Origin of the sequence: Ruminococcus bromii (genome assembly GCF_002834225.1) — a bacterium.
GTDB classification, from domain to species: Bacteria; Bacillota; Clostridia; order Oscillospirales; family Acutalibacteraceae; genus Ruminococcoides; species Ruminococcoides bromii.
This window is the reverse complement of sequence record NZ_NNSR01000045.1, coordinates 1-22,988: the sequence shown is the minus strand read 5'-3', so window position 1 is coordinate 22,988 and position 22,988 is coordinate 1. Positions and strand designations below refer to the sequence as shown.

Genomic DNA, 22,988 nt, shown 5'->3' with positions numbered 1-22,988 from the left:
CTGAAAATGGGCAACTCCGATTGGAATTGCCCACTCATTGCACTAATTATGCGATTTTTTCTTGCTTGCACCGATTTCTGCATCAATCTATTTTGTAAACGGTACATTTTTACATCATATTTTAATAGAGTTTTGCACCTGCGGGGATATGGTTATCTACCATGAGGAGGTGGAGCTTTTCTTCGCCTTCTTCTTCGTGAACTGCACTGAGGAGCATACCGCAGGAGTCAATGCCCATCATTGCTCTCGGCGGAAGATTTGTGATAGCGATAAGAGTCTTTCCAACCAGTTCTTCAGGCTCATAATAAGCGTGAATACCGCTTAAAATTGTGCGGTCTGTGCCTGTGCCGTCATCAAGAGTGAACTGTAAAAGCTTCTTCGACTTCTTAACAGCCTCGCAAGCCTTAACCTTTACTGCGCGGAAATCTGACTTTGAGAATGTTTCAAAATCAACATATTCTTCAAACAAAGGCTCAACCTTCACCTTTGAAAAATCAATCTTTTCTTCAACAACAGCGTCCTTGGTTTTCGGAATACCCGACGGCTTTTTGTCGGAATCCAGGCTCTTCATAGTCGGGAAGAGGAGAACATCACGGATTGCGGCTGAATCTGTGAGGAGCATACACATTCTGTCGATACCAAAGCCGATACCGCCTGTCGGAGGCATACCGATTTCAAGTGCGTTGAGGAAATCCTCATCGGTTGTGTTAGCCTCATCATCGCCCTGTGCGAGAAGTGCCTCCTGAGCCTTAAAACGCTCTCTCTGGTCAATCGGATCGTTAAGCTCCGAATATGCATTAGCCATTTCCCAACCATTCATAAAGAACTCGAATCTCTCAACATAATCGGGATTTTCGGGTTTCTTCTTTGTAAGCGGAGAAATCTCAATCGGATGGTCCATAACGAAAGTAGGCTGAACCATATGCTCTTCTGCAAATTCTTCAAAGAAAAGGTTAAGGATATCGCCCTTCTTGTGGCGTTCTTCAAACTCAACACCCTTTTCCTTAGCAATTGCCTTTGCCTCTTCGTCAGAATGAATTTCGTTGAAATCAACACCTGAATACTTTTTAACAGCGTCAAGCATTGTAATTCTTTCAAACGGCTTGCCAAGATCCATTTCAATGCCGTTGTATGTGATTGTTGTTGTGCCGAGAACCTCCTGTGCAACATGGCGATAGAGGTTTTCGGTAAGATCCATCATACCGTTGTAGTCGGTATATGCCTGATAAAGCTCCATAAGAGTAAACTCAGGGTTATGACGGGTGTCAACACCCTCGTTACGGAATACTCTGCCGATTTCGTAAACCTTTTCAAGTCCGCCTACGATAAGTCTTTTGAGGTAAAGTTCAAGAGAAATTCTGAGTTTTAAATCCTCGTCAAGAGCGTTGAAGTGAGTAAGGAACGGACGAGCCGACGCACCGCCGGCATTGGCAACGAGCATAGGAGTTTCAACCTCCATAAAGCCCTGATTGTCAAGGTAACGGCGGATACTGCCGATAATTTTTGAACGCTTTACAAAGGTATCCTTTACCTCGGGATTCATAATAAGGTCAACATAACGCTGACGGTAACGAAGGTCTGTATTTGTAAGACCGTGATACTTTTCGGGGAGGGGTTTGAGTGATTTGGAAAGGAGCTTAACCTCTTTTGCATGAACAGAAATTTCGCCCATTTGCGTTTTGAAAACAAAACCCTTTACTTCAACGATATCGCCGATATCCCACTTTTTAAGGAAACCGTATTCTTCTTCACCGAGATCGTCAAATTTTGCAAAAATCTGGATTTTGCCCGAACGATCCCAAAGGTCCATAAACGAAACCTTGCCCTTGCCTCTTTTTGAAAGCAAACGGCCTGCAACGCATACATCTTTGTTTTCGTACTCTTCAAAATTGTTTTTAATTGTTTCCGTGAGAACATCACGGGCACTTGTTGTAATTACAAACGGATCTCTGCCTGCTTCTTTGAGGGCGGCAAGCTTTTCGTATCTGACCTTGATAACATCGCTTGTGCCGGTCTGCTGTGGCTTCTGACTCATTTCCAATCATTCCTCTCTTTTTCAACATCAATAAATCTGACGGATTGCAAAAGCAGAATCCGTCAGCTAAAATTCAATAGATAAACAAATTACTTTGAGATTTCAAGAATCTTAAATGCCTTTACGCCGCCGGGAGTTTCAACCTCAACAACATCACCGACACATCTGTCCATAAGAGCCTTGCCGACAGGTGATTCGTCTGAAATTTTGCCCTGTGCGGGATTTGTTTCGTTAGAACCCGAACCAACGATTTTGTATGTCATCTGTCTGTCTGTGCCAACCATTTCGATTGTAACAACAGAAGTGAGGTGTACCTTATCGTTAGATGTTTCGGACTCATCAATAATCTGAGCAGTTTTGAGGATAGACTCGATAGTAGCGATTCTTGCCTCCATAATAGCCTGCTCGTTCTTTGCGTCATCATATTCACTGTTCTCGGACAAGTCGCCGTAGGAACGGGCTACCTTGATTTTCTCTGCAATTTCTTTACGCTTGACATTTTTTAATTCTGCAAGTTCCTCTTCAAGATTTTTAAGACCTTCCGCAGTAAGCATTGTTGGTTTAGCTGCCATTTTATATCGTTCCTTTCAGTTAATACCGCACCTGCACAAGCGTGCATACGGTATAAAATTCTTTCATATCAGCAAAAAACTGCATATAGATTTATTATAATTTTTTTCACACCGATTGTCAAGCAAAACGGGCAAGATAACTGCAAAGAGATTTCACTGTCTGCGCCTCATTGTCGTTACGGCACAAATCGGGAACAATTGAGCCGAGTTCGTACTGTGAACCGAGTGTGTAGAGTGCTGAGCAGAAGTATTCCTCAGACAATCCCTCAGGCCGCAAAAGTGCGAAACCGTTCGGCATTTTAAAGCAATAGCGAAAATACACAAAGCCCTTTATATTTTCCTTAGGTCTGCCGTTTGTGAGGATGACCGCGTCATTTCTTACAGGCAGATTTTCTTCAATTTCAAACGGTGCAATGACAAGGTCGCAATTTGAAAGCTGTTCACGGTGGTGAGTAACAACGGCACACGCACCTGTTTCTTCGGCAATGGTATTCAGCTCATCATAGAACACATCTTCGTTGTCTGTGATAATACAGGCATTGCCCGTATATTTCAACACAAATGAAACAAGGTCGGTGCATTGAGCATCGGGGTCATAAATTCCGACCGTCAGCCTTTCGGGAGTATCAAATTTGCTGAGGGCATAAAGCGCCATATTTGTACAAAGTCTTGCCGAAAAAAACGGCGAGTAAAAACGCTTGTAACCGCTGTCATTTGGAAAAGTCATTTCTTCGCAACACAAAAGTCTTGTGCGCTGATTGCCGATTGCCCTGTCAATTTTATTGAGATTGACCTTTTGTCTGCGACAGATGTATGTAAGCTGTTTTACGCTTACGCCCCTTGCCCTCTTGATTTCAACGCACACCTTGTCCCCCCTCAGCCTGTTAAAAAATCCCCTTATTTTCCCGCACTTTTCGGGAAACACAACATTCAATGAAGTAATCAAAACAAAAACCTCCGCATATTTACTTATTTAAGTATATGCGAAGGCTTTTAAATTAATTATCAAATTGTGTATGTATCAAAGAAATTATCACATGTACGGATACTCAGACATCGGGTTGTATCTTACACCGTTAAGACGGCATTCGTAGTGGAGGTGAGGTCCTGTTGAGTTACCTGTTGAACCGACATAGCCGATAACCTGTCCTCTTGAAACGGTCTGACCTGTACTTACTGTAAGACTTGTAAGGTGACCGTAAACTGTCATCTTACCGCCCGCGTGGCTGATCATTACATAGTTACCGTAACCGCCGCCGCAGCCGCAGCTGTAGCTCTTGCCCCAGTTGTGTGTACAACTGCTGTTGGTTGCGATAACAGTACCGTCGGCAGCCGCAACAACGGGAGTTCCCATGATGCCCGCGCCGGCAATATCAATTCCGCCGTGGTTATAAACTTCTCTGTCCTCAAACCATTCAGATGAACGGCTTACAAAGCCCGGTGTAGGCCATGCAAAGCCCGAACCCGACGGAACAATTACAGATGATGAACCTGAGCTTGATGAACCCGAACTGCTTGAGCCGCTTGATGAACTGCTTGAACTGCCTGAAGAGCTGCTTGATGAACTGCTTGAACTCTGGGCAGCCTGAGCAGCCTGTTCCGCAGCCGCCTTCTGAGCGGCATAGTACTCGCTGATTTTGGATTCAATCTCATCACTCTTCAAAGCCGCACTTTCAAGAGAATTTTGCGCCTTGGAATTTGATGCGTACAGATTTTTAAGAATCTCGTCATTATCCGAAATGAGTTTATTAAACTCGTCCTGATCCGACTTCAATGACGACTGCTGAGTTTCAAGGTCTTTCTTGTCGGCCTCAAGGGATTCCTTCTGGGTGCTGAGCTCGTCCAGTTTTGTCTGGATTTCGCTGATAAGCTCCTTGTCGCTGTTTGCAAGGTTCTTTACAAGCTCCATCTTATCAATAAGGTCAGAAAAATCCTTTGCACCGAAAATGATTTCAAGGTCGGTTGCATTGCCTGACATATAGAGAATTCTGAGTCTGTTTGCAAGTGCGTCAAACTGATCCTCAACTTTCGAAAGTCCCTTGTCATAAGCGTCCTGCTTTTCCTTAATATCATCGTTAAGGCTTGAAATTTTCTCACGGGTTACTGCAATTTTTTCATCAAGAACCTGAACCTTGCTTACAAGGGCGCTCTTGTATTCTTCCTTTTCTGCGATGTCAGACTTTGTATCATCAAGAATCTTCTGATACTTCTGATTTTCCTGTTCAAGCTGCTGAAGCTGTTGTTCAAGGTCTGAAATGCTGTCCTCAGCAGAAACAACAGTCGGAATTGCCATAGGAATTGAAATCATACATACGCAGAGCATTGCACATAAAATTCTTTTTAATTTGTTCATTGTAATCTCCTCCTTTAAGATTTCTGTCGGGATTACCAACCGAGTATTTCATTACCTTCCATTTTAAGGTATTTTCTTATTGAGATAAAGCTGCCGAAGAAGCCGATAACAACACCCGCAACTGCAAACAAGCCGCCTGTAATCCAGATGACATTGTTAATCGGAATGAAATCAATCGGAACAATCTGATAAACAAGAGCCTGTGCAGTCTCATAGAGAATTGCAATTGCACCTGTTGAAAGAATTGCGGAAATAAGTCCGATTATCATACCTTCAATAAGGAAAGGCCAGCGGACAAACGAATTCGTTGCGCCAACCGATTTCATAATGCTGATTTCAAATCTTCGTGAGTACATTGTTGCACGGATTGTGTTGGCGATGATAAAGATTGAAATGATTGTCAAAGCACACACAACTGCAACGCAAATCATATTTACAAGATTGCTGATGTCCGTAAGCTTTTTTGCAAGCTCACGGTGACTGCTGAAACTGTCAACACCGTCAATTTTCTTGATTTGTGCAATAGTTTCATCGTACTTTGACAAATCCTTCATCACTACAATAAATGAATCAGGGAGTTTGTTTCTGCCCTGCATTTCTGCAAAGAGATCATCGCCGAGAGTAGATTTATACTGCTTTATTGCATCTTCCTTTGAAAGGAAGGTTGCAGACTCAACATTGTCAAGCTTTTCAATTGCTTTTCCTACATAAACAGCCTCAAGCTGTGAATATCCGTCTTTAATGTATACAGAGGTTTCATTTGACTTGCCGACAGATTCAACAACCTTGTCAACATTCAATGAAAAAAGTGCCGCCGCACCTGTGAGAACAAGACAGCTTATAAGTACGCAGACGGAAGCGATACTCATAATACGGTTGTTCCACACATTTTTGAAACCTTCTTTTGCCAAATAACCAAATCCGGTCATATCAAAAATCCTTTCAAAATCCTATTTGCGCAAACGCATTATTCCGGAACAACCACTGCATTATCGGGATAATCCGGTGTGTTTTCTTCTTCACCGCTGTCATCACCGTAATCGTCAGTATAGTCATCTTTAACAAACAAATCCTTGGTGTCGCTCTTAATTTTTCCGTGGTCAAGAACAACAACTCGTCTGTCAAACTCACGAACAAGGTCATGTTCATGCGTTACAACAATAACGGTTGTGCCTGTTGCGTTAATTTCATTGAGAAGCTCAATGATTTCGTGTGACATCTCGGGGTCAACATTACCTGTCGGCTCATCGGCAATAATAATTTCGGGGTTATTCACAAGGGCTCTTGCAAGGCTTACACGCTGTTGCTCACCGCCCGAGAGTTCACTCGGTCTGTTTTTCATCTTATCTTTAAGACCGACAAGCTCAAGCACATACGGAACACGCTTTTTAATTACTGCCGAAGGTTTTCCGACAGCACGCATCGCAAACGCAACATTGTCGAAAACATTCATCTTGTCAATAAGTCTGAAATCCTGAAAAACAATGCCCATATGACGGCGCATATAAGGAACCTTGCTCCTTTTCAGCTTTGTAACATCGGTGTCGTTGATAACGATTTTGCCCGATGTCGGAATTTCCTCATGCATAATGAGTTTAAGAAATGTACTTTTGCCTGCGCCCGATGCACCGACAATAAACACAAACTCGCCCTTATCAATACTCAGCGTAATACCGTAGAGAGCATGAGTGCCGTTAGGGTATGTTTTAGACACATTTATAAAATCAATCATAAAGTCACCTTTGTTTTGTAGTTATTGTACAAATACTCATAAAAAGTCAAAACGCCCAGAGCACAGCGAACGCACTATGCTCGGGCACACTTTAACCAAATCAGTATTTTGTAGGACTTGCGTTGAGGTATTTCTTAACCATAAGAGCTACCTTGAACACAATTGCATCCTCAAACTCACGAAGGTCAAGACCTGTGAGCTTTTTAATTTTTTCAAGTCTGTACACAAGAGTGTTTCTGTGTACGAAGAGCTTTCTTGATGTTTCGGAAACATTAAGGTTGTTTTCAAAAAATCTTTGAATTGTAAAGAGAGTTTCCTGATCAAGGCTCTCAATTGAACCACGCTTGAAAACTTCTTTGAGGAACATTTCACACAATGTCGTGGGAAGCTGATAGATAAGACGGGCGATACCTAGGTTATCATAGCTTACGATTGTACGGTCAGTGTCAAATACCTTTGCAACCTCAAGAGCCGACTGAGCCTCCTTAAAGCTTCTTGCAAGATCCTTTATGCCTGTAACCGTTGTACCGATACCGACAACGCAATGCGTGTAGAACTCGCTCGAAAGTGTGTCTGAAATCGAGCTTGCCAGCTTTTCAAGGTCACGGCTCTCTGTGTCAGGCTTGATTTCCTTAACAAGTGCAATTTCAACCTCGTTAATGTTGATAACAAAGTCCTTTGACTTGTCCGGGAAAAGGTTCTGAATTATATCATAAGCGGAAACATCTGTTTTTGAAACAATTTTAATAAGCAGGCAAACACGGGAAACCTCGCTGTTAAAGTGAAGCTCTCTTGCTTTAAGGTAAATGTCACCCGGAAGAATGTTGTCAAGAATAACATTCTTAATAAAGTTTGAACGATCATACTTTTCGTCATAATACTGCTTGATGCTTGCAAAGGAAACCGACAAAAGCTGAGCATACTTCTGAGCATACTCATCGGTACCCTGAACAAATACTGCATAATCATACTTTGCATTGCTGCCGAAAGATCTGTATGTATAGCCGTTCACAACAAACGGTGCTGTCGAGCTGAGTGTTTCGGAATTAACGCTCTCGTTTACCTCGCCGATTTTTCCAAGCTCGGAGCAGGCAATAACAACCGAAGTCTCGTCAATTACGCCAATCGTTCTGTCGATTGCGTCTTTCATCTGGTGTACAATACCTTGAAATAATCTGTTTGACATAAATTTTTACCTCGTTTTCTCCGCAGTTATATATTGTGATTGTAAAAGAGTTCAATAAAATACAATCTGTCTCATATACATATTACACAAAAACGAGAAAAAAATCAACCTCTATTTACAATTTTTCTTGAATTTTTTTAGAGAATTTGCATAATCAGCAACAAGTTACAGTTTTGAAAGCAAAATTAAACAATTGTTACATAACTTTATTACTTTTTTAATATATCACAACATTGTGTTGATTTTGTGACAAAATACGAAAAATTGTTCATTCGTCACAGTGAAACGAATTTAAAAAGGCTATACAATAAGGCTCTATAATAAAAGTTGGAGCAGAAAAAGAGCCTGTAAATAAAAAGTAAAAAAGCAGAGCATATTTTGCCAAAATCCGTTAAAATAGAATTGCCTAAAAAGCCGAAACGGCGGAGCATAACGCTCCGCCGTGAAAACCAAATGAAATTATAATCAGTTTGTAATTGTCTTCTCAGTGTCCTTATCAAAGATGTGGAGTTTGCTGAGGTCGAAAGTAATCTCAATGTCGTCGCCCGGCTTAGCTGTTGAAGTCGGTTCAACACGAGCTGTAATAGGTGTACCGTTGATGTTTACATAGAGATAAATCTCAGCGCCCATAAGTTCGGTAACATCAACATTGGCTTTGAGAAGGCACTCAGCCTTAGCAATTTCTTCAGGCTCATCGTGAACATGCTCAGGACGGATACCGAAAACAACTTCCTTGCCAACATAGCTGTCGAGGTCAGCATTGACCTTTGACTCCGGAACAGGAATGTGATACTTGTCAAAATCAAGAGTATACTTGCCGCCGTTCTTAGAGAGAACAGCGTTGATGAAGTTCATCTGAGGTGAACCGATAAATCCGGCAACAAACATATTGCAAGGCATATCATAAAGATGCTGAGGAGTATCAACCTGCTGAATGAAACCGTCTTTCATAACAACAATTCTTGTACCCATTGTCATAGCCTCTGTCTGGTCATGGGTTACATAGATGAATGTTGTGCCGAGACGCTGATAAATTTTTGAAATCTCTGTTCTCATCTGAGCACGGAGCTTAGCATCAAGGTTTGAAAGCGGTTCGTCAAGAAGGAATACCTTCGGGTTACGAACGATAGCACGGCCGAGAGCAACACGCTGTCTCTGACCGCCTGAAAGAGCTTTTGGCTTTCTGTCAAGATACTGCTCGATACCGAGGATTCTTGCAGCCTCTTCAACTCTTCTCTTAATATCTTCCTTAGGGAACTTACGGAGTTTAAGACCGAATGCCATATTATCATATACTGTCATATGAGGATAAAGAGCATAGTTCTGGAATACCATCGCAATATCTCTGTCCTTAGGTGCAACATCGTTTGCGAGTGTATCGCCGATATAAAGCTCACCCTTTGAAATATCCTCAAGTCCTGCAATCATTCTGAGAGTTGTTGATTTACCACAGCCTGAAGGACCAACGAGAATGATAAATTCTTTGTCGGCAATCTCAAGGTTGAAGTCTGTAACAGCAGTTACACCGCCGTCATAAATCTTGTAAACATGTCTTAATGAAACATTTGCCATTGTGTATAAACCTCCAATTAGTCGATAACTATAAAGTCCTTAGCTTTATTACTACAATAATATACCACTTTTCGCACAATTTGACCATACCGAAATTGACCAAAGATATATGCATTATTTTATTTAAAACCGACACAGGATAAAATTCAGATGCATTTTTTAGTGTATATTGCCGATAAAGACCGACTTTTTATCCAAATCCGTCAACAATTTACACTCACCTATGTGCAAATTGCTATCAAGATACAAACCGCCTATTGAAATTCGTTGAAGATGCACAACTTTTAATCCACAACACAAAAACATTTTTTTAACCTGATGATATTTACCCTCACAAATTGTGACAATTCCTGTTTTTTTATCATTTTCGTCACATTCAAGCACGGCACTGCGGCACTTCGTTCCGTCAGAGAACTCAATTCCGTCGGAGAAACTCTTGACAGTATCTTCTGTGATTTCTCCGTCAAGCTGCGCAATATACTTCTTGTTCACATGCTTTTTAGGCGAGGTTATGCTGTGCGCAAAGTCACCGTCATCTGTAATAAGAAGCAGTCCCTCCGTATCACGGTCAAGCCTGCCGACGGGAAAAAGTCCCTTTCGTTTCATATCCTCAGGGATAATATCAATAACAGTCTTAAACTGCCTGTCCTCGGTTGCCGACACAACTCCCGCAGGTTTGTTCATCATTATATATATGTATTTGCTGTAATTCAAAGCCTGTCCGTCCACAACAATTTCATCCTTGTCGGGGTCAACCTTTGTATCAGGCTTTTTGCAGATTTTTCCGTTCACAAGAACCGCACCGCTTTTAATCAGCTTTTGAACCTCTTTTCTGCCGTCGGCTCTTTGTGACGAAATAAGCTTATCGAGTCTTTCCATCTTATTCAACAAGCGGCAGATTTTTACTGCCGTATTCTCCGTTTGTAATGTGTCCGCCGATTACCCTGTTTTTGTAAACAAGCAAAACGGCATTGTTATCCTTTGGTTTTTCCAGGGGAACGGTAATCTCCGTAACCTCTTTGCCCTTGAATTTTCCGAGGTCAAGTCCGATTTTCTTCTGAAGTTCGTTGTATTCCTCATAATATTTATTAAAATCCGACGGAATTACAACCGAGCGTTTTTCAGGCTTTGCGTCGGCGGTTTCAATTCCGAACTGTTCAAGGAATTTTTTCTCCTCACCGTCATTAAGCACAAGAGAATACTCCCCTGTTTTATCACTTACGGCTGTATCGGGCAACCGTGAATTTATTGCAACCGTGACGGCTGTACATATTATTGCCGCTGTTACGGACAGCACCGCCGCTAAAATTACCGTTTTCTTAGCCTTGATTTTAAAATCAAAAACGAACATTGTAAATCCTCCGCACATTTTATTCTCTGATAAAATGTATGCGAAAAATCTTCGGATAATTCCGTTTGTCCGATTTCAAATTATTTACTTTGTAAGAACATCCAAGAGTTCAGCCGTAGTTTTCACAAACACCCTGCCGCCCTCTTTTTTCATGCTTTCAAGGTCGCCGTAGCCGTATTCAACACCGACAAAATCAACACCGCAAAGTCTTGCACCCTTTGTGTCAAACCAAGTGTCGCCAATCATAACGGTATCTTTTCTGTCATTTTCAAGATTGCCGCCCAATCTTTCAACAGCATACGGAATGAGGTCTTTTTTATCTTTTCTGCTGCCGTCAAGTGTTGAACCGCAGATTGCGTCAAACATATCATGCACACCGAGAAGTTCTGTAATTTCTTCGGCAAACTTTTCATACTTTGACGAACACACGGCAAGCTTTGCACCGCTGTTTTTAAGCTCTGCAAGAACCCTGTCAATGCCGTCATAAAGCTTGTTCACAAGCTTGCCTTTTGTGTTGTAGTATTCACGATAAATCTCAACGCCTCTTGCCGATTCTTCCTCATTGAAACGGCAGATATTGCGGAATGTATCGAGCAGCGGCGGTCCGATATACAATGTATAATCGTCAAGATTCGGCAACGGCTTGCCCATACTTTTAATTGCGTTTTCAAGTGACTCTCTTATGCCCAATGCGCTCTCGCTGATTGTGCCGTCAAGGTCAAACAGATAATATTTGTACTTATTCATCAAACTTTCTGTCCGCCTTCATCTGAAATTTTTCTGATTTTACGCTTACTCTTGTGTGAGTGCCTCTTGCGATTTCACCCTTTTTATCTTCGGCAAAAACTTCAAAATTAAACATTCTGCCGTCAACGCTTTTGAGAACGGCTGTTGCCGTAACCTCAGCACCGAGGGGAGTGGGGCTTGTGTGCTCAATTGAAATCATCGTGCCGACAGTTGTAAGCTCATCGTTGTCAAGAACCTTGTCTGCAAGAGCTGCGGCGGCATTTTCCATAAGAGCCACAACGCACGGAGTTGCAAGCACACAAAGACTGCCGCTGCCCATTGAAACGGCAAGATTTTCTTCTTCAACCTTAATTGTTACAGAATATGTATTTATTTCGCTCATAAAAATTTCCTTTCTTATTGTTTAAAGCAATTTTATGTGATATACTTAACAAAGCGTGCATTACTCGTCTGTGAATTGACAGAGTAAGTATCCATACGATATAATAATACAATATTCAGTGAAAATAGGCAAGCATTGCCCGAATATTATTTGAGGTGAAAATAAATGAAACTCGGAATCGTCGGACTTCCAAATGTCGGCAAAAGTACTCTTTTTAACGCAATTACAGACGCAGGCGCTCAGAGTGCAAACTATCCTTTCTGCACAATTGAACCGAATATCGGCGTTGTTGCAGTTCCGGACAAAAGACTTGATAAACTTGCGGAAATGTATGATCCTGACAAATATACTCCTGCGTCAATTGAATTTGTAGACATTGCAGGTCTTGTAAAGGGTGCATCAAAGGGCGAGGGACTCGGCAACAAGTTTCTTTCAAACATCCGTGAATGTGACGCTATCGTTCATGTTGTCCGTTGCTTTGAAAACGACGACATTATCCATGTTGAAGGCAACATCGACCCTGCCCGTGACATTGAAACAATCAATCTTGAGCTTATTCTCTCCGATGTTGAAATGCTCGAACGCAGAATTGACAAGACAAAGAAAATGCTCAAGGGCGATAAAAAGTATCAGAAAGACATCGACCTTTTTGAAAGAGTTCTTGACGCACTCAACGAGGGCAAGCCTGCAAGAAGCGTTGAATGTGACGATGACGAAAAAGCAATTCTTTCAGAGGTTGCTCTTCTCACAAACAAGCCTGTTATCTATGCCGCAAATATGAGTGACGAGGATTTCTCAAACGGCATCGACTCAAACGAGGGCTACAAGGCTGTTCAGAAGATTGCCGCCGAGGAGCACGCCGGCGTTCTTCCCATCTGCGCTCAGATTGAAGAAGAAATCGTTGAAATGGACAAGGAAGAAAAGGAAATGTTCCTTGCCGATATGGGACTTGAAGAAAGCGGTCTTGACAGACTTATCAAGGAATGCTATGCACTTCTCGGACTTATCTCCTACCTTACGGCAGGCAAACAGGAGGTTCGTGCATGGACAATCAAAAAAGGAACAAAAGCACCTCAGGCAGCGGGCAAAATTCACTCGGATTTTGAGCGTGGATTTATCAGAGCCGAGGTTATCGCATATGACGACCTTATCGCCTGCGGAAGTATGACAGCCGCAAAAGAAAAAGGTCTTGTCCGCAGTGAAGGCAAGGACTATGTTATGAAGGACGGCGATGTCGTTCTTTTCAGGTTCAATGTTTAATTAAATCATTACAGTTGATGACGGTTACGAAGATTTTCGCAGCCGTCATTTTTTTGATGTCACACATTTCTCCTTTCACAATAATATGTAGTGTAAACGAAAGGAGGTAAGCGTATGTGTAACTTTGGTAACGGCAACGGCTGCTGCTCATGGATTATTCTTCTTATCATCGTTCTCTGCTGCTGCGGCGGAAATAACGGCGGCTGCGGTTGTGACAACAACAGCTGTGGTTGCGGCTGCTGATAAAGCAAGCTGACTAAGACCCAATTCGGCTTATTGCTGAGGATGTTTTAATATAGAAAAGGGCGGATACCGTATTTTGCGATATCCGCCCTTTGTTAATGCGGCTCAATTTCAATATTTGGGATACCCCAAAAAAACGGAAAGGTAACGGAAGAAGGTTAAAAATGCGTTTTTGATACATATGCTGTTTTCCTGCCTTGTTGACTCGGATTTTATATGCACTGAGCGTTTTATGCTTGACGATACGGTTAGCCGTGGAGGATATGATGATATCCCTGTTTTGCTTGAAAGACTTAACGCTTATACTGCCAAATGGGGAACACCTACAAAAGAACTGAATATACTTCGTTCTGAAATTCAAAAGCAATGTATAGCCGCCAAAGACAGCGACGAAAATCTTTTGTCACTTACAGTCCCTACAGGCGGCGGAAAGACGATATCTTCGCTTGCTTTTGCACTGAATTATGCGGTTCAGGACAAGCACAAGCGAAAGCGTGTGATTTATGTAATTCCTTACACGAGCATTATTGAGCAAAATGCCGCCGTTTTTAAGGACGCACTCGGTGCAGAAAATGTTGTTGAACACCATTCCAATGTTACTTTTGATCCTAAAAAAACTTCGTCAGAAACGGTTCAAAGACAACAACTTGCCTGCGAAAACTGGGACGCTCCGGTTATAGTGACGACTGCGGTTCAGTTTTTTGAATCCTTATTCAGCAACAAGCCCTCAAAAAGCAGAAAATTGCATAATATTTCCGACAGCGTAATTATTTTTGACGAGGCGCAGATGTTGCCGATACAGTATCTTGTGCCGTGTGTAAAAGTTATTAAGGTGTGGATTGAAATGTGATAGTAGCGTCTACTTTATAGCCGAGTTTATGTCACCTTCCGCGAGGAAGGTGACTGTGTGGAGCTGCGAAGAATGAAGTCTTAAACTTTATTTTTTCACAGCCCCCTTTTTTTCTGAAATTGTCTACACGGAGTGTAGACAACCAGATGTGCTGCTTTCGCGCTCGCATTATAGAACATTATTACAAGTCAAAGACCCTGAAGCCCGTAACCGGCATGATAAAAAAGCCGCAGAAAAGAAAATAGATCAAAAACTTATTTTTATATCACATATTAAACCACAATCTGACCGTTATAACACTCATGATTGCGGCGGTTAGGTCGGCGGTTATGGCGGCAAAGAGGGTGTGGCGAATTTTTTTGACTCGGATACAGCCAAAGTACATTGCGATTGCGTAGAAGGTTGTTTCGCTTGAACCTGCGAGTACGGAGGCTGTTCTGCCTGCAAAGCTGTCGGGTCCGCAGGTTTTGTAAAGGGCTGTGAGGAGTGCGGTTGAACCGCTTCCCGAAACAGGGCGGAGGAGTACGAGCGGAACAATTTCTTTCGGAAACCCCAAAAATTCCGCTGTCGGCTGAATCAGTGCGCATATTGCGTCAATTGCTCCGCTTGACTGCAAAAGGTCAACGGCAAACACAAGTCCCATAATTGTAGGGGCAATGTTGTACAGAAGTTTTACTCCCTCTTTTGCTCCCGAAATGAACACATCGAATACGGGAACTTTTTTTATCAGCCCGAACACCACAACAATACACGCAAATGCCGGCATTACAAATTCCATTTGCTCACCACATTTCTCAAATTTTACCTTGCCTGATATTCAGCGTACAGGCAATCAGCAATGCCACCGTCAACGCACACGCAGAGCTTATCCAGACGGGAACGATAATTTCAAAAGGCGCAGAGCTTCCGTAGGATTGGCGGAGTGCGGCAAGCGTTGTTGGTAACAGCTGGAGTGACGCTGTGTTCATAACTACAAAAACAACCATTTCGTTGCTCGCAATGTCACGGCGGTCATTGAGCGTGTGCAGCTGTTCCATTGCTTTTAGCCCGAAAGGTGTCGCGGCATTGCCGAGTCCGAGCAGATTTGCACTGATATTCATGGTGATGCTTTGAAAGGCGTCACTTTTTTTATCAAGCCTCGGAAAAAGCGGACGGAGCAACGGTGCAAAGATTTTTGCAAAAATGTTTGTCAAACCGCTTTCGACTGCGATTTTCATAATTCCCGACCAAAGGCAGATTATGCCTGCCATTGTGAGAATAAGCTGTATTGATGACGCTCCGCTTTCGATGAGTGCGTTTGAAATGTCGGCGGTGTTGCCCATAAACAACGCACACAATACGCTCACGGCAATGAGTCCGCTCCAGATATAATTCAGCATTTTTACTCCTTTTGCTGCAATTAACGACAAAATGTACAATATTGTCATTTTTGTAATCAAATTATTTAATAAAATCGTTGACAAAAATCCCGAAAAATGGTAGTATAGGTAAAAATAGGGATTATGGTGAATTAAAAAATAGGGATTATGGTGAATTAAAATGATTTATACAAACTTTAGGGAAATTGATAAAGCAGGCAGAATTGTAATATCAAAGGATATCCGCAACCACCTCAACATTAAGCCGGGTGACATTCTTCACATTGAGGCTGACGATGAGTGCGTTACGATAAAAAAGGCAGAGAGCAAGTGCGTTTTTTGCAATACTCTTGATAATCTGATTGCATTCGGCGGAAAATATGTATGCAGAGATTGTGTTGAAAAGCTCAAAGGCTGATACTGCTTTCGGCTACTCTAAAATATACTTGACCGAATTTGAAATTATGATAACGGACGGTGTTTTTATATGGACAGAATTGACAAAATTAATTATTATCTTGACATTGCCGAAACTGTGCTTGAAAGGGGAACTTGCCTGCGCAGAAATTTTGGTGCAATTATCGTGAACAACGACCAGATCGTTTCAACAGGCTATACAGGCGCTCCGAGAGGCAGAAAAAATTGCTGTGATTTGGGATTTTGTATCCGTCAGGAACGCAACATTCCCCGTGGCGAGCGTTACGAACTTTGCAGAAGCGTTCACGCCGAGGCGAACGCTATTATTCATGCATCAAGAGAACAGATGATTGGCGCAACGCTTTATCTTGTCGGCAAGGAGATGTCAAACGGCGAGTATGTTCAGAACACATCTTCGTGTGCAATGTGCAAGCGTATGGTTATCAACGCAGGTATTGACAAGGTTATTGTCAGAAATGATAAAACCGATTTTACGGAAATTGATGTGAACGATTGGATTATGTCCGATGATTCGCTTGACGCACTCCGTGGCTATTGATATGAAAACACGGCTTTTTATAACCGATATCCGCAAAATTTCTTTTGACAGAGTCGGTGAGCTTTCTCCCGAAAGAGCGGAGCGTGTTCAAAGATGCCGCAGAGCTGACGATAAACTGCGTTGCATTGCAGGCGGATTGTTTATGAACAAATTTCTTGGCGGTGCAAAAATCACCGTGAATGAATTCGGCAAACCCGAATGTGACAACGGGCTTTGTTTCAATATTTCGCACAGCGGAAGCTATGTGCTTTTTGCGTTGTCGGATTCCGAAGTCGGTTGTGATATTGAAGAAATTCGATTTCTCAATGGCATAAGGCTCGGAAAAATTGTTTTCTGCGACAACGAGATGAAATTGCTCGGCAATGCTTTTGACAGGCTCGGCACATTTTTTGAATTGTGGACAAAAAAAGAGGCACTCCTAAAATGTATGGGTGACGGATTTCACCGTGGCGCAAAAAGTGTTGATGTCAGCAGCGGAAAATTCTCTGAAAATCAAATCGAATATTATATGAAACAATATAAATTTTCGGACTATGAAATCAGCCTTTGCAGTGTGCAAAATGATTTCCCGAAAGATATTGAATTTATCACTTTATAACTATAAAGCCACGATTTTGAATCAACCTCCAAAATTATTAGATTTTTGGTCTGACTTTTTTGGGGTAACATCAATTTCGGGGCTTTTTTACATAGGAAATACAAAACAAACCCCTGATTTTGTTAATATGCTTGTTATTGCTATTTTTAAATAATTGTGATACAATTTACTTTAATTAGTGTAGCAATCGGCTGCATATATTGTGTATGAAAAAATTCGGAACGGAAATATCCGTCTGCACACGGATGTTTTGCAATTTTCAGGGGGGACACTATGCCGACATTTACAAAGGCGGCTATCAAGGCGACATTTATTTCGCTCTTGAATAAAAAGCCGTTGAATAAAATTACAGTCAAGGAAATTGTTGAAGAATGCGGAATTAACCGTAATTCTTTCTACTACCATTTTGACGACATTCCGTCGCTTCTTGAGGAAATTCTCGTTGAAGAGGCTGACAGATTTGTTGCGACCGAAACCGACAACAATACTTCTGTTTATGAAAGCCTGATTTCTGTAATTGACTATGCTTTTTCAAACAAGTCGGTGATTCAGCACATTTACAATTCTGCGAACAGAACTACATTTGATGTGTATCTCAACAGGATTTGTACTCACGCTATAAAAAGCTATTTTGACAAGCTTGAAATTACAAAAAATATTGCCGAAGATGACCTTGACGCAATGATTATGTATTACAAGTGTCAGCTTGTCGGTTTTATTATCGACTGGCTCGGCGGAGGTATGAAATATGACCTCAGAATTAAGATGAAACGCATTTGTGAGCTGTTTGAGGGTTCAATGGAGTCTGCATTGGACAGATGTGCCAAAATCAACGCCTGATTGCTGTTTTATTGGTTAAAAGTGAATATTTGCGTTTATTTGCGTGTCTGAAATGCAGACGAATTTAACAAAATGTCTGATTTCTGTACAAATTTATTGCCGTGTCTAAATTCCTGACACGGCATTTTTTGTGTCTGTTTAAATTTTAACAAAGCCGTAATAGAATATATTACGGACAAAGGAAATACGGTTCACCTCTCGGATCGTTCCTTTGAATGCAGAGTGCAGTCTGCAAATCATATATGAAGGAGTATGAAATATGAAGTTAGGGAAAGCGGTTGTTAAAAGCCGTTTCGTAATCCTTATACTTGCCGTTGCGCTGATGATTCCGTCAGCCTTGGGAATGGCATTTACAAGGGTTAATTACGACATTCTTAGTTATCTTCCCGATAACCTCGACACAATCAAGGGTCAGGATTATCTGCTTGATGACTTTGGAAAGGGTGCTTTTTCATTCCTCATCTTTGAGAATATGGATGATAAGGATGTTGCGGCAACAGAGGAAAAAATCAAAGAAATTGACCATGTTGATACGGTTCTTTGGTATGACGATTTTGCCGACATCTCAATTCCAAAGGAAATGTTGCCCGACAAAATTTATGATGCGTTCAATTCGGGAAATGCAACAATGATGGCGGTATTCTTCGATACCTCAACATCAGCTGATGAAACAATGAACGCTATCGAAGAAATCCGTTCGGTTGCCGGTAAACAATGCTTTGTTTCGGGTATGTCGGCAATGATTACGGATATGAAGGATATGTTTGAGGAACAGGAAATGACTTATGTTGCAATCGCTGTTGTCCTTGCGGTAATTGCAATGATGATCTTTATGGATAACTGGATTATCCCGTTTGTGTTCCTTGCAAGTATAGCGGTTGCTATCCTCGTAAATATGGGCAGTAACTACTTTATGGGTGAGGTTTCATTCATTACCAAAGCGTTGGCGGCAGTTCTTCAGCTTGCGGTAACAATGGACTACTCAATCTTCCTGTGGCACAGCTACGAAGAACAAAAGGGCATTTGTGAAAACCACAAGCAGGCAATGGCTGTTGCAATTCACGAAACCGTCCGTTCCGTAATCGGAAGTTCAATCACAACGGTTGCAGGCTTTATCGCACTTTGCTTTATGACATTCACACTCGGTCTTGACCTCGGTATTGTAATGGCAAAGGGTGTTATCCTCGGTGTTATCTCCTGTGTAACGGTTCTTCCGTCACTCATTCTTGTTCTTGACAAGCCTCTTGAAAAGACAATGCACAAGTCGCTTATTCCGTCAACAAAGAAGCTTGCAACAGGACTTGTTAAAATTTTCCCCGTATTTCTCGTGATGTTTGCGGCTCTTATTTATCCGTTCTATTCGGCATACAGCCAGACGAACAATGAGATTTACTACGATTTGTCGGAAAGTCTTCCCGAAGATATGGCAAATGTAATTGCCAACACTAAGCTTAAAGATGAATTCGGTGTCGGTACAACACATATGGTTCTTGTTGATTCTTCGCTTTCTGCAAAGGACGCAAGAAATATGACAAACGAGCTTGAAAAGGTTGACGGCGTAAAATATGTTCTCGGCCTTGAAAGCGTTGTAGGTTCGCTTGTTCCGGAAGAAGTTCTTCCCGATTCAATCACAAGCGTTCTCAAAAATGATAAATGGGAGCTTATGCTTATCAACTCTGAGTACAAAACAGCCACAGATCCTATGGCAAAGCAGATTGACGAGTTGAATAAAATCATTACAAAGTATGATAAGGACGGACTTCTCATCGGTGAAGCCGCTTGTACAAACGACCTTGTAAACATCACGACAGTTGACTTTCAGGTTGTAAATGCAATTTCTATTGTTGCAATCTTTATTATCATTGCGATTGTTGAAAAGAGTATCACACTTCCGATTATTCTTGTTGCGGTTATTGAGCTTGCAATCTTTATTAACCTCGGTATTCCGCATCTTATGGGCGAGTCGCTCCCGTTCATCACACCTATCTGTATAAGTACAATTCAGCTTGGCGCAACGGTTGACTACGCAATTTTAATGACGACACGATATAAGAAGGAAAGGTATCTCGGAAACGATAAACGCACCTCGGTTATTACGGCTCTTGAAACTTCAATTCCGTCAATTATCGTTAGTGCAATGGGACTCTTTGCCGCTACAATCGGCGTTGCATTCTACTCGGATGTTGACCTTATTTCGTCAATCTGTAAGCTCCTTGCAAGAGGCGCTGTCATCAGTATGTTCTGCGTAACGCTTATTTTGCCGGCAATGTTTATGCTGTTCGACAAGGTAATTGCAAAGACAACTCTCGGTTTTAAGCCGAAAAAAACATCAAATTCGGAGGCTGCTGTATAATGAAAAAGACTAACAAAAATAATAATCACAAATTTTTAAATAAAAACTACATTAAGGGCGCTATTTCGGGTGCACTTGCACTCACAATTCTCTGCAGCGGAGTAGGCGTTGCCGCTTATTCCGCCGGTGCAGACAATACTGCACAGGCTCTCGGTGTTCAGACAGAAAGTACGGTTGAGGCTGTTAAGAAGGCAAGCACAACTAAAGAGGCTCTCAAAAAGCTCAGCAAAAATGAAACCGTTTATGTTATTGCCGACGCAAGCGGTGCGGCTAAGAAAATCATTGTAAGCGACTGGCTCAAGGGTGTAGATACAAAAGGCAAGGTAAAGGATGTTTCAAAGCTCAAGGATGTTAAAAATGTTAAGGGTGACGAAACATACACGGTAAACGAAGACAACGCTTATGAGTGGGCTGCAAATGGCGATGACATCTACTACCAGGGAACAGGCACAACCGAACTTCCCGTAAAGCTCAAATTAAGTTACAAGCTCAACGGCAAAACTGTTTCTGCAGATGAAATTGCCGGCAAGAGCGGTAAGGTTACAATCCGCATTGACTATGAAAACACACAGAAGGAAAAGGTTAAGATTAACGGCAAGACACAAGAAGTTAATGTTCCGTTCCTTATGCTTTCGGGTATGATCCTTGACGATGACAAATTCAAAAATGTTGAGGTTTCAAACGGCAAGGCTATAAATGACGGTACAAGAACAATCGTTGCCGGTTTTGCTCTTCCGGGTATGCAGGACAGCCTTGACATTGACAAGGATGAAATGGAAATCCCTGATTATGTCGAAATCACAGCAGACACAACCGATTTTGAACTTTCAACAACAATGACAGTTGCAATGAACGATATTTTCAACGATGTTGATTTTTCAAAGGTTGACGATAAGGTTGACGAGCTTAAGGATTCTCTTGATGAACTCGAAGACGCCGCAGAACAGCTTGTTGACGGTTCTTCACAGCTTTATGACGGTATCGGCACACTTCTTGACAAGTCAGGCACACTCATTGAAGGTATTGACAAGCTTTATGACGGTGCAGAACAGGTAAACAGCGGTGCAAAAAAACTTGACAGCGGTGCAGACGGTCTTTCAAGCGGTGCAAAAACGCTTGATGACGGTGCGGCAAAGCTCAAAAACGGTGCGTCACAGCTTGATGGCGGTGCATCACAGCTTGACAGCGGTCTTGCAACACTTGCAGGCGGTGCGTCACAGGTTGACAACGGTGCGGCAAGTCTCAGCAGTTATGTTGCAACACTTGCGGGCGGTCTCGGCAAGCTTTCATCCAACAGCGCAACTCTAAACGGCGGTGCAGAACAGGTGTTTAACACACTTCTTTCAACTGCCGACACTCAGATTGCCGCCGCAGGTCTTACAGCCGACAAGCTTACAATTAAAAACTATGACAGCGTTCTTGAAGGACTTATTTCATCACTCAGCGACGAAAATGCTCAGAAGCTCGCTTACAATACAGCACTCGAAACAGTAACGGCAACTGTAAACAGCCAGAAGGATGTTATCAGAACTGCCGTTGAGGCAACGGTAAGAAAGTCTGTTACGGAACAGGTTCTCGCAGCCGCAGGTCTTGGTATGACGGCAGATCAGTATGATGCCGCTGTTGCCGCAGGTCAGGTCAGCGAAGAAGTTCAGGCTCAGGTTTCTACTGCAGTTTCTACACAAATGAGTTCATCTGCGGTTCAGACTGCAATTGACAGCAATACAGAGGCACAGATTCAGAGCCTTATCGAAACAAATATGAACAGCGAAGAGGTTCAGAGTCAGATTCAGGCAGGTGTTGCAAAAGCTCAGGCAGGCAGAAAGTCACTTCAGGCTCTCAAAACTCAGCTTGACAGCTACAACACATTCTATCAGGGTGTGCTTTCATACACAGCGGGTGTTGATCAGGCTAACAAGGGCGCTCAGCAGATTCTCGCCGGCACATACACACTCAAGGACGGCACAGGTTCACTTGTAAGCGGTGCCGGTCAGCTCAAGAACGGTTCTTCAAGTCTTAAGAGCGGCACAAGCGAACTCAAGAGCGGTACTTCAACCCTCAAGGACGGCACATCAAGCCTTAAGAGCGGTGTAAAGACTCTCAAAAACGGCACAGGCTCACTTTCAAACGGTACAACAACACTTCTTGACGGCATTGCAACGCTTAAGAACGGCGGCAAAACACTTGTTGACGGTGTACAACAGCTCAATGACGGTGCAATGACATTGTCCAAGGGTATGAAGAAGTTCAAAGAAGAGGGCATTGACAGCATTGTTGATGCCGCAAACGGTGATGTCAAGGATATTATCGACCGTTTCAAGGCTGTTCAGAAAGCATCAAAGAAGTACAACAATTACAGCGGTATTTCCGATGATATGGACGGTAAGGTTGACTTCATCTACAAGACCGATTCAATCGAGAAAAAGTAATTCAATATATTTTAACAGCAAGACGAAAGGCTTATTTCCCTAACCCTTTCATACACAATATAAAAAGCAGTTATGTCGTTTGGCATAGCTGCTTTTTGCTTTGTATGATGTTTTTTGTGAATTTCAAAACTTGAAAAAATTACAAATAATA

At 42.2% G+C, this 22,988-nt stretch carries 23 protein-coding genes; 9 read left to right on the top strand and 14 right to left on the bottom strand.

Annotated elements, in window-relative coordinates; all coding sequences use genetic code 11:
• Window positions 1-121: 121 nt before the first annotated feature.
• From lysS to RBATCC27255_RS04750, 12 genes are all read right to left on the bottom strand, one after another.
• Window positions 122-2,035 (bottom strand): lysine--tRNA ligase, encoded by a 1,914-nt coding sequence (lysS, locus tag RBATCC27255_RS04805; RefSeq protein WP_101029004.1) that lies wholly within the window; start codon window positions 2,033-2,035, stop codon window positions 122-124.
• Window positions 2,036-2,124: 89 nt separating this feature from the next.
• Entirely contained in the window at window positions 2,125-2,607 is a 483-nt protein-coding gene (gene greA / locus RBATCC27255_RS04800) for a transcription elongation factor GreA (RefSeq protein ID WP_015522791.1), read from the bottom strand.
• Between the two features lie 118 nt (window positions 2,608-2,725).
• Window positions 2,726-3,553: a hypothetical protein gene (locus tag RBATCC27255_RS04795; RefSeq protein ID WP_101028972.1), complete on the bottom strand. Its 828-nt coding sequence runs from the start codon at window positions 3,551-3,553 to the stop codon at window positions 2,726-2,728.
• 87 nt (window positions 3,554-3,640) lie between these two features.
• Window positions 3,641-4,960, bottom strand: a complete 1,320-nt coding sequence (locus RBATCC27255_RS04790; protein WP_101028971.1) for a murein hydrolase activator EnvC family protein — start codon at window positions 4,958-4,960, stop codon at window positions 3,641-3,643.
• 32 nt (window positions 4,961-4,992) lie between these two features.
• On the bottom strand, window positions 4,993-5,871 hold the full coding sequence (gene ftsX / locus RBATCC27255_RS04785; protein ID WP_169923257.1) for a permease-like cell division protein FtsX: 879 nt from the start codon (window positions 5,869-5,871) through the stop codon (window positions 4,993-4,995).
• 56 nt (window positions 5,872-5,927) lie between these two features.
• Window positions 5,928-6,692, bottom strand: coding sequence for a cell division ATP-binding protein FtsE (ftsE, locus tag RBATCC27255_RS04780; RefSeq protein WP_101028969.1), 765 nt, complete (start codon window positions 6,690-6,692; stop codon window positions 5,928-5,930).
• A 100-nt stretch (window positions 6,693-6,792) separates the two neighbouring features.
• The gene (locus RBATCC27255_RS04775; protein WP_101028968.1) at window positions 6,793-7,878 is read right to left on the bottom strand and encodes a PucR family transcriptional regulator; all 1,086 of its coding nucleotides are present in this window, start codon (window positions 7,876-7,878) and stop codon (window positions 6,793-6,795) included.
• 465 nt (window positions 7,879-8,343) lie between these two features.
• Window positions 8,344-9,450: an ABC transporter ATP-binding protein gene (locus tag RBATCC27255_RS04770; RefSeq protein ID WP_101028967.1), complete on the bottom strand. Its 1,107-nt coding sequence runs from the start codon at window positions 9,448-9,450 to the stop codon at window positions 8,344-8,346.
• A 159-nt stretch (window positions 9,451-9,609) separates the two neighbouring features.
• Window positions 9,610-10,329 (bottom strand): pseudouridine synthase, encoded by a 720-nt coding sequence (locus RBATCC27255_RS04765; protein WP_101029003.1) that lies wholly within the window; start codon window positions 10,327-10,329, stop codon window positions 9,610-9,612.
• A 1-nt stretch (window position 10,330) separates the two neighbouring features.
• On the bottom strand, window positions 10,331-10,801 hold the full coding sequence (locus RBATCC27255_RS04760) for a DUF4830 domain-containing protein (RefSeq protein WP_169923256.1): 471 nt from the start codon (window positions 10,799-10,801) through the stop codon (window positions 10,331-10,333).
• 84 nt (window positions 10,802-10,885) lie between these two features.
• Window positions 10,886-11,548 (bottom strand): HAD hydrolase-like protein, encoded by a 663-nt coding sequence (locus tag RBATCC27255_RS04755; protein ID WP_101028965.1) that lies wholly within the window; start codon window positions 11,546-11,548, stop codon window positions 10,886-10,888.
• Window positions 11,541-11,930, bottom strand: a complete 390-nt coding sequence (locus RBATCC27255_RS04750) for a thioesterase family protein (protein WP_101028964.1) — start codon at window positions 11,928-11,930, stop codon at window positions 11,541-11,543. Before RBATCC27255_RS04750 ends, RBATCC27255_RS04755 begins: the two co-directional genes overlap by 8 nt.
• A gap of 165 nt (window positions 11,931-12,095) precedes the next feature.
• On the opposite strand from RBATCC27255_RS04750, the gene ychF reads away from it, so the two are divergent.
• From ychF to RBATCC27255_RS04740, 3 genes are all read left to right on the top strand, one after another.
• On the top strand, window positions 12,096-13,190 hold the full coding sequence (gene ychF, locus RBATCC27255_RS04745; protein ID WP_101028963.1) for a redox-regulated ATPase YchF: 1,095 nt from the start codon (window positions 12,096-12,098) through the stop codon (window positions 13,188-13,190).
• A 114-nt stretch (window positions 13,191-13,304) separates the two neighbouring features.
• Window positions 13,305-13,433 (top strand): hypothetical protein, encoded by a 129-nt coding sequence (locus RBATCC27255_RS10645; protein WP_015522801.1) that lies wholly within the window; start codon window positions 13,305-13,307, stop codon window positions 13,431-13,433.
• Between the two features lie 181 nt (window positions 13,434-13,614).
• Window positions 13,615-14,283 carry a CRISPR-associated helicase/endonuclease Cas3 gene (locus tag RBATCC27255_RS04740; protein ID WP_101028962.1) on the top strand — a complete coding sequence of 223 codons (669 nt, stop codon included), beginning with the start codon at window positions 13,615-13,617 and terminating at the stop codon, window positions 14,281-14,283.
• Window positions 14,284-14,548: 265 nt separating this feature from the next.
• Here the strand turns inward: RBATCC27255_RS04740 and RBATCC27255_RS04735 are convergent, their stop codons facing one another.
• Both RBATCC27255_RS04735 and RBATCC27255_RS04730 read right to left on the bottom strand, forming a co-directional pair.
• Entirely contained in the window at window positions 14,549-15,061 is a 513-nt protein-coding gene (locus RBATCC27255_RS04735; RefSeq protein ID WP_015522783.1) for a spore maturation protein, read from the bottom strand.
• 16 nt (window positions 15,062-15,077) lie between these two features.
• Window positions 15,078-15,662, bottom strand: coding sequence for a nucleoside recognition domain-containing protein (locus RBATCC27255_RS04730; RefSeq protein ID WP_015522782.1), 585 nt, complete (start codon window positions 15,660-15,662; stop codon window positions 15,078-15,080).
• Window positions 15,663-15,822: 160 nt separating this feature from the next.
• Here RBATCC27255_RS04730 and RBATCC27255_RS04725 point away from each other — a divergent pair, with 160 nt between their 5' ends.
• The 6 genes from RBATCC27255_RS04725 (at window position 15,823) to RBATCC27255_RS04700 (ending at window position 22,837) form a co-directional block, all read left to right on the top strand.
• Window positions 15,823-16,059, top strand: a complete 237-nt coding sequence (locus RBATCC27255_RS04725; RefSeq protein ID WP_015522781.1) for an AbrB/MazE/SpoVT family DNA-binding domain-containing protein — start codon at window positions 15,823-15,825, stop codon at window positions 16,057-16,059.
• Between the two features lie 69 nt (window positions 16,060-16,128).
• Complete coding sequence (locus tag RBATCC27255_RS04720) at window positions 16,129-16,617, top strand: deoxycytidylate deaminase (protein ID WP_015522780.1); 489 nt, start codon at window positions 16,129-16,131, stop codon at window positions 16,615-16,617.
• Window position 16,618: 1 nt separating this feature from the next.
• Entirely contained in the window at window positions 16,619-17,215 is a 597-nt protein-coding gene (locus RBATCC27255_RS04715) for a 4'-phosphopantetheinyl transferase family protein (protein ID WP_169923255.1), read from the top strand.
• Window positions 17,216-17,488: 273 nt separating this feature from the next.
• Window positions 17,489-18,055 (top strand): TetR/AcrR family transcriptional regulator, encoded by a 567-nt coding sequence (locus RBATCC27255_RS04710; protein WP_015522778.1) that lies wholly within the window; start codon window positions 17,489-17,491, stop codon window positions 18,053-18,055.
• Window positions 18,056-18,314: 259 nt separating this feature from the next.
• Complete coding sequence (locus RBATCC27255_RS04705; protein WP_101028960.1) at window positions 18,315-20,408, top strand: efflux RND transporter permease subunit; 2,094 nt, start codon at window positions 18,315-18,317, stop codon at window positions 20,406-20,408.
• Window positions 20,408-22,837, top strand: coding sequence for a hypothetical protein (locus RBATCC27255_RS04700; RefSeq protein ID WP_101028959.1), 2,430 nt, complete (start codon window positions 20,408-20,410; stop codon window positions 22,835-22,837). The genes RBATCC27255_RS04705 and RBATCC27255_RS04700 overlap by 1 nt, the downstream gene beginning before the upstream one ends.
• Window positions 22,838-22,988: the final 151 nt, after the last annotated feature.

Bases quoted from the DNA above. Each gene is read 5' to 3' on its own strand.
- lysS (WP_101029004.1), bottom strand. From the start codon at position 2,035: ATGAGTCAGAAGCCACAGCAGACCGGCACAAGCGATGTTATCAAGGTC.
- greA (WP_015522791.1), bottom strand. From the start codon at position 2,607: ATGGCAGCTAAACCAACAATGCTTACTGCGGAAGGTCTTAAAAATCTT.
- RBATCC27255_RS04790 (WP_101028971.1), bottom strand. From the start codon at position 4,960: ATGAACAAATTAAAAAGAATTTTATGTGCAATGCTCTGCGTATGTATG.
- ftsE (WP_101028969.1), bottom strand. From the start codon at position 6,692: ATGATTGATTTTATAAATGTGTCTAAAACATACCCTAACGGCACTCAT.
- RBATCC27255_RS04775 (WP_101028968.1), bottom strand. From the start codon at position 7,878: ATGTCAAACAGATTATTTCAAGGTATTGTACACCAGATGAAAGACGCA.
- RBATCC27255_RS04770 (WP_101028967.1), bottom strand. From the start codon at position 9,450: ATGGCAAATGTTTCATTAAGACATGTTTACAAGATTTATGACGGCGGT.
- RBATCC27255_RS04765 (WP_101029003.1), bottom strand. From the start codon at position 10,329: ATGGAAAGACTCGATAAGCTTATTTCGTCACAAAGAGCCGACGGCAGA.
- RBATCC27255_RS04760 (WP_169923256.1), bottom strand. From the start codon at position 10,801: ATGTTCGTTTTTGATTTTAAAATCAAGGCTAAGAAAACGGTAATTTTA.
- RBATCC27255_RS04755 (WP_101028965.1), bottom strand. From the start codon at position 11,548: ATGAATAAGTACAAATATTATCTGTTTGACCTTGACGGCACAATCAGC.
- RBATCC27255_RS04750 (WP_101028964.1), bottom strand. From the start codon at position 11,930: ATGAGCGAAATAAATACATATTCTGTAACAATTAAGGTTGAAGAAGAA.
- ychF (WP_101028963.1), top strand. From the start codon at position 12,096: ATGAAACTCGGAATCGTCGGACTTCCAAATGTCGGCAAAAGTACTCTT.
- RBATCC27255_RS10645 (WP_015522801.1), top strand. From the start codon at position 13,305: ATGTGTAACTTTGGTAACGGCAACGGCTGCTGCTCATGGATTATTCTT.
- RBATCC27255_RS04740 (WP_101028962.1), top strand. From the start codon at position 13,615: ATGCTGTTTTCCTGCCTTGTTGACTCGGATTTTATATGCACTGAGCGT.
- RBATCC27255_RS04735 (WP_015522783.1), bottom strand. From the start codon at position 15,061: ATGGAATTTGTAATGCCGGCATTTGCGTGTATTGTTGTGGTGTTCGGG.
- RBATCC27255_RS04730 (WP_015522782.1), bottom strand. From the start codon at position 15,662: ATGCTGAATTATATCTGGAGCGGACTCATTGCCGTGAGCGTATTGTGT.
- RBATCC27255_RS04725 (WP_015522781.1), top strand. From the start codon at position 15,823: ATGATTTATACAAACTTTAGGGAAATTGATAAAGCAGGCAGAATTGTA.
- RBATCC27255_RS04720 (WP_015522780.1), top strand. From the start codon at position 16,129: ATGGACAGAATTGACAAAATTAATTATTATCTTGACATTGCCGAAACT.
- RBATCC27255_RS04715 (WP_169923255.1), top strand. From the start codon at position 16,619: ATGAAAACACGGCTTTTTATAACCGATATCCGCAAAATTTCTTTTGAC.
- RBATCC27255_RS04710 (WP_015522778.1), top strand. From the start codon at position 17,489: ATGCCGACATTTACAAAGGCGGCTATCAAGGCGACATTTATTTCGCTC.
- RBATCC27255_RS04705 (WP_101028960.1), top strand. From the start codon at position 18,315: ATGAAGTTAGGGAAAGCGGTTGTTAAAAGCCGTTTCGTAATCCTTATA.
- RBATCC27255_RS04700 (WP_101028959.1), top strand. From the start codon at position 20,408: ATGAAAAAGACTAACAAAAATAATAATCACAAATTTTTAAATAAAAAC.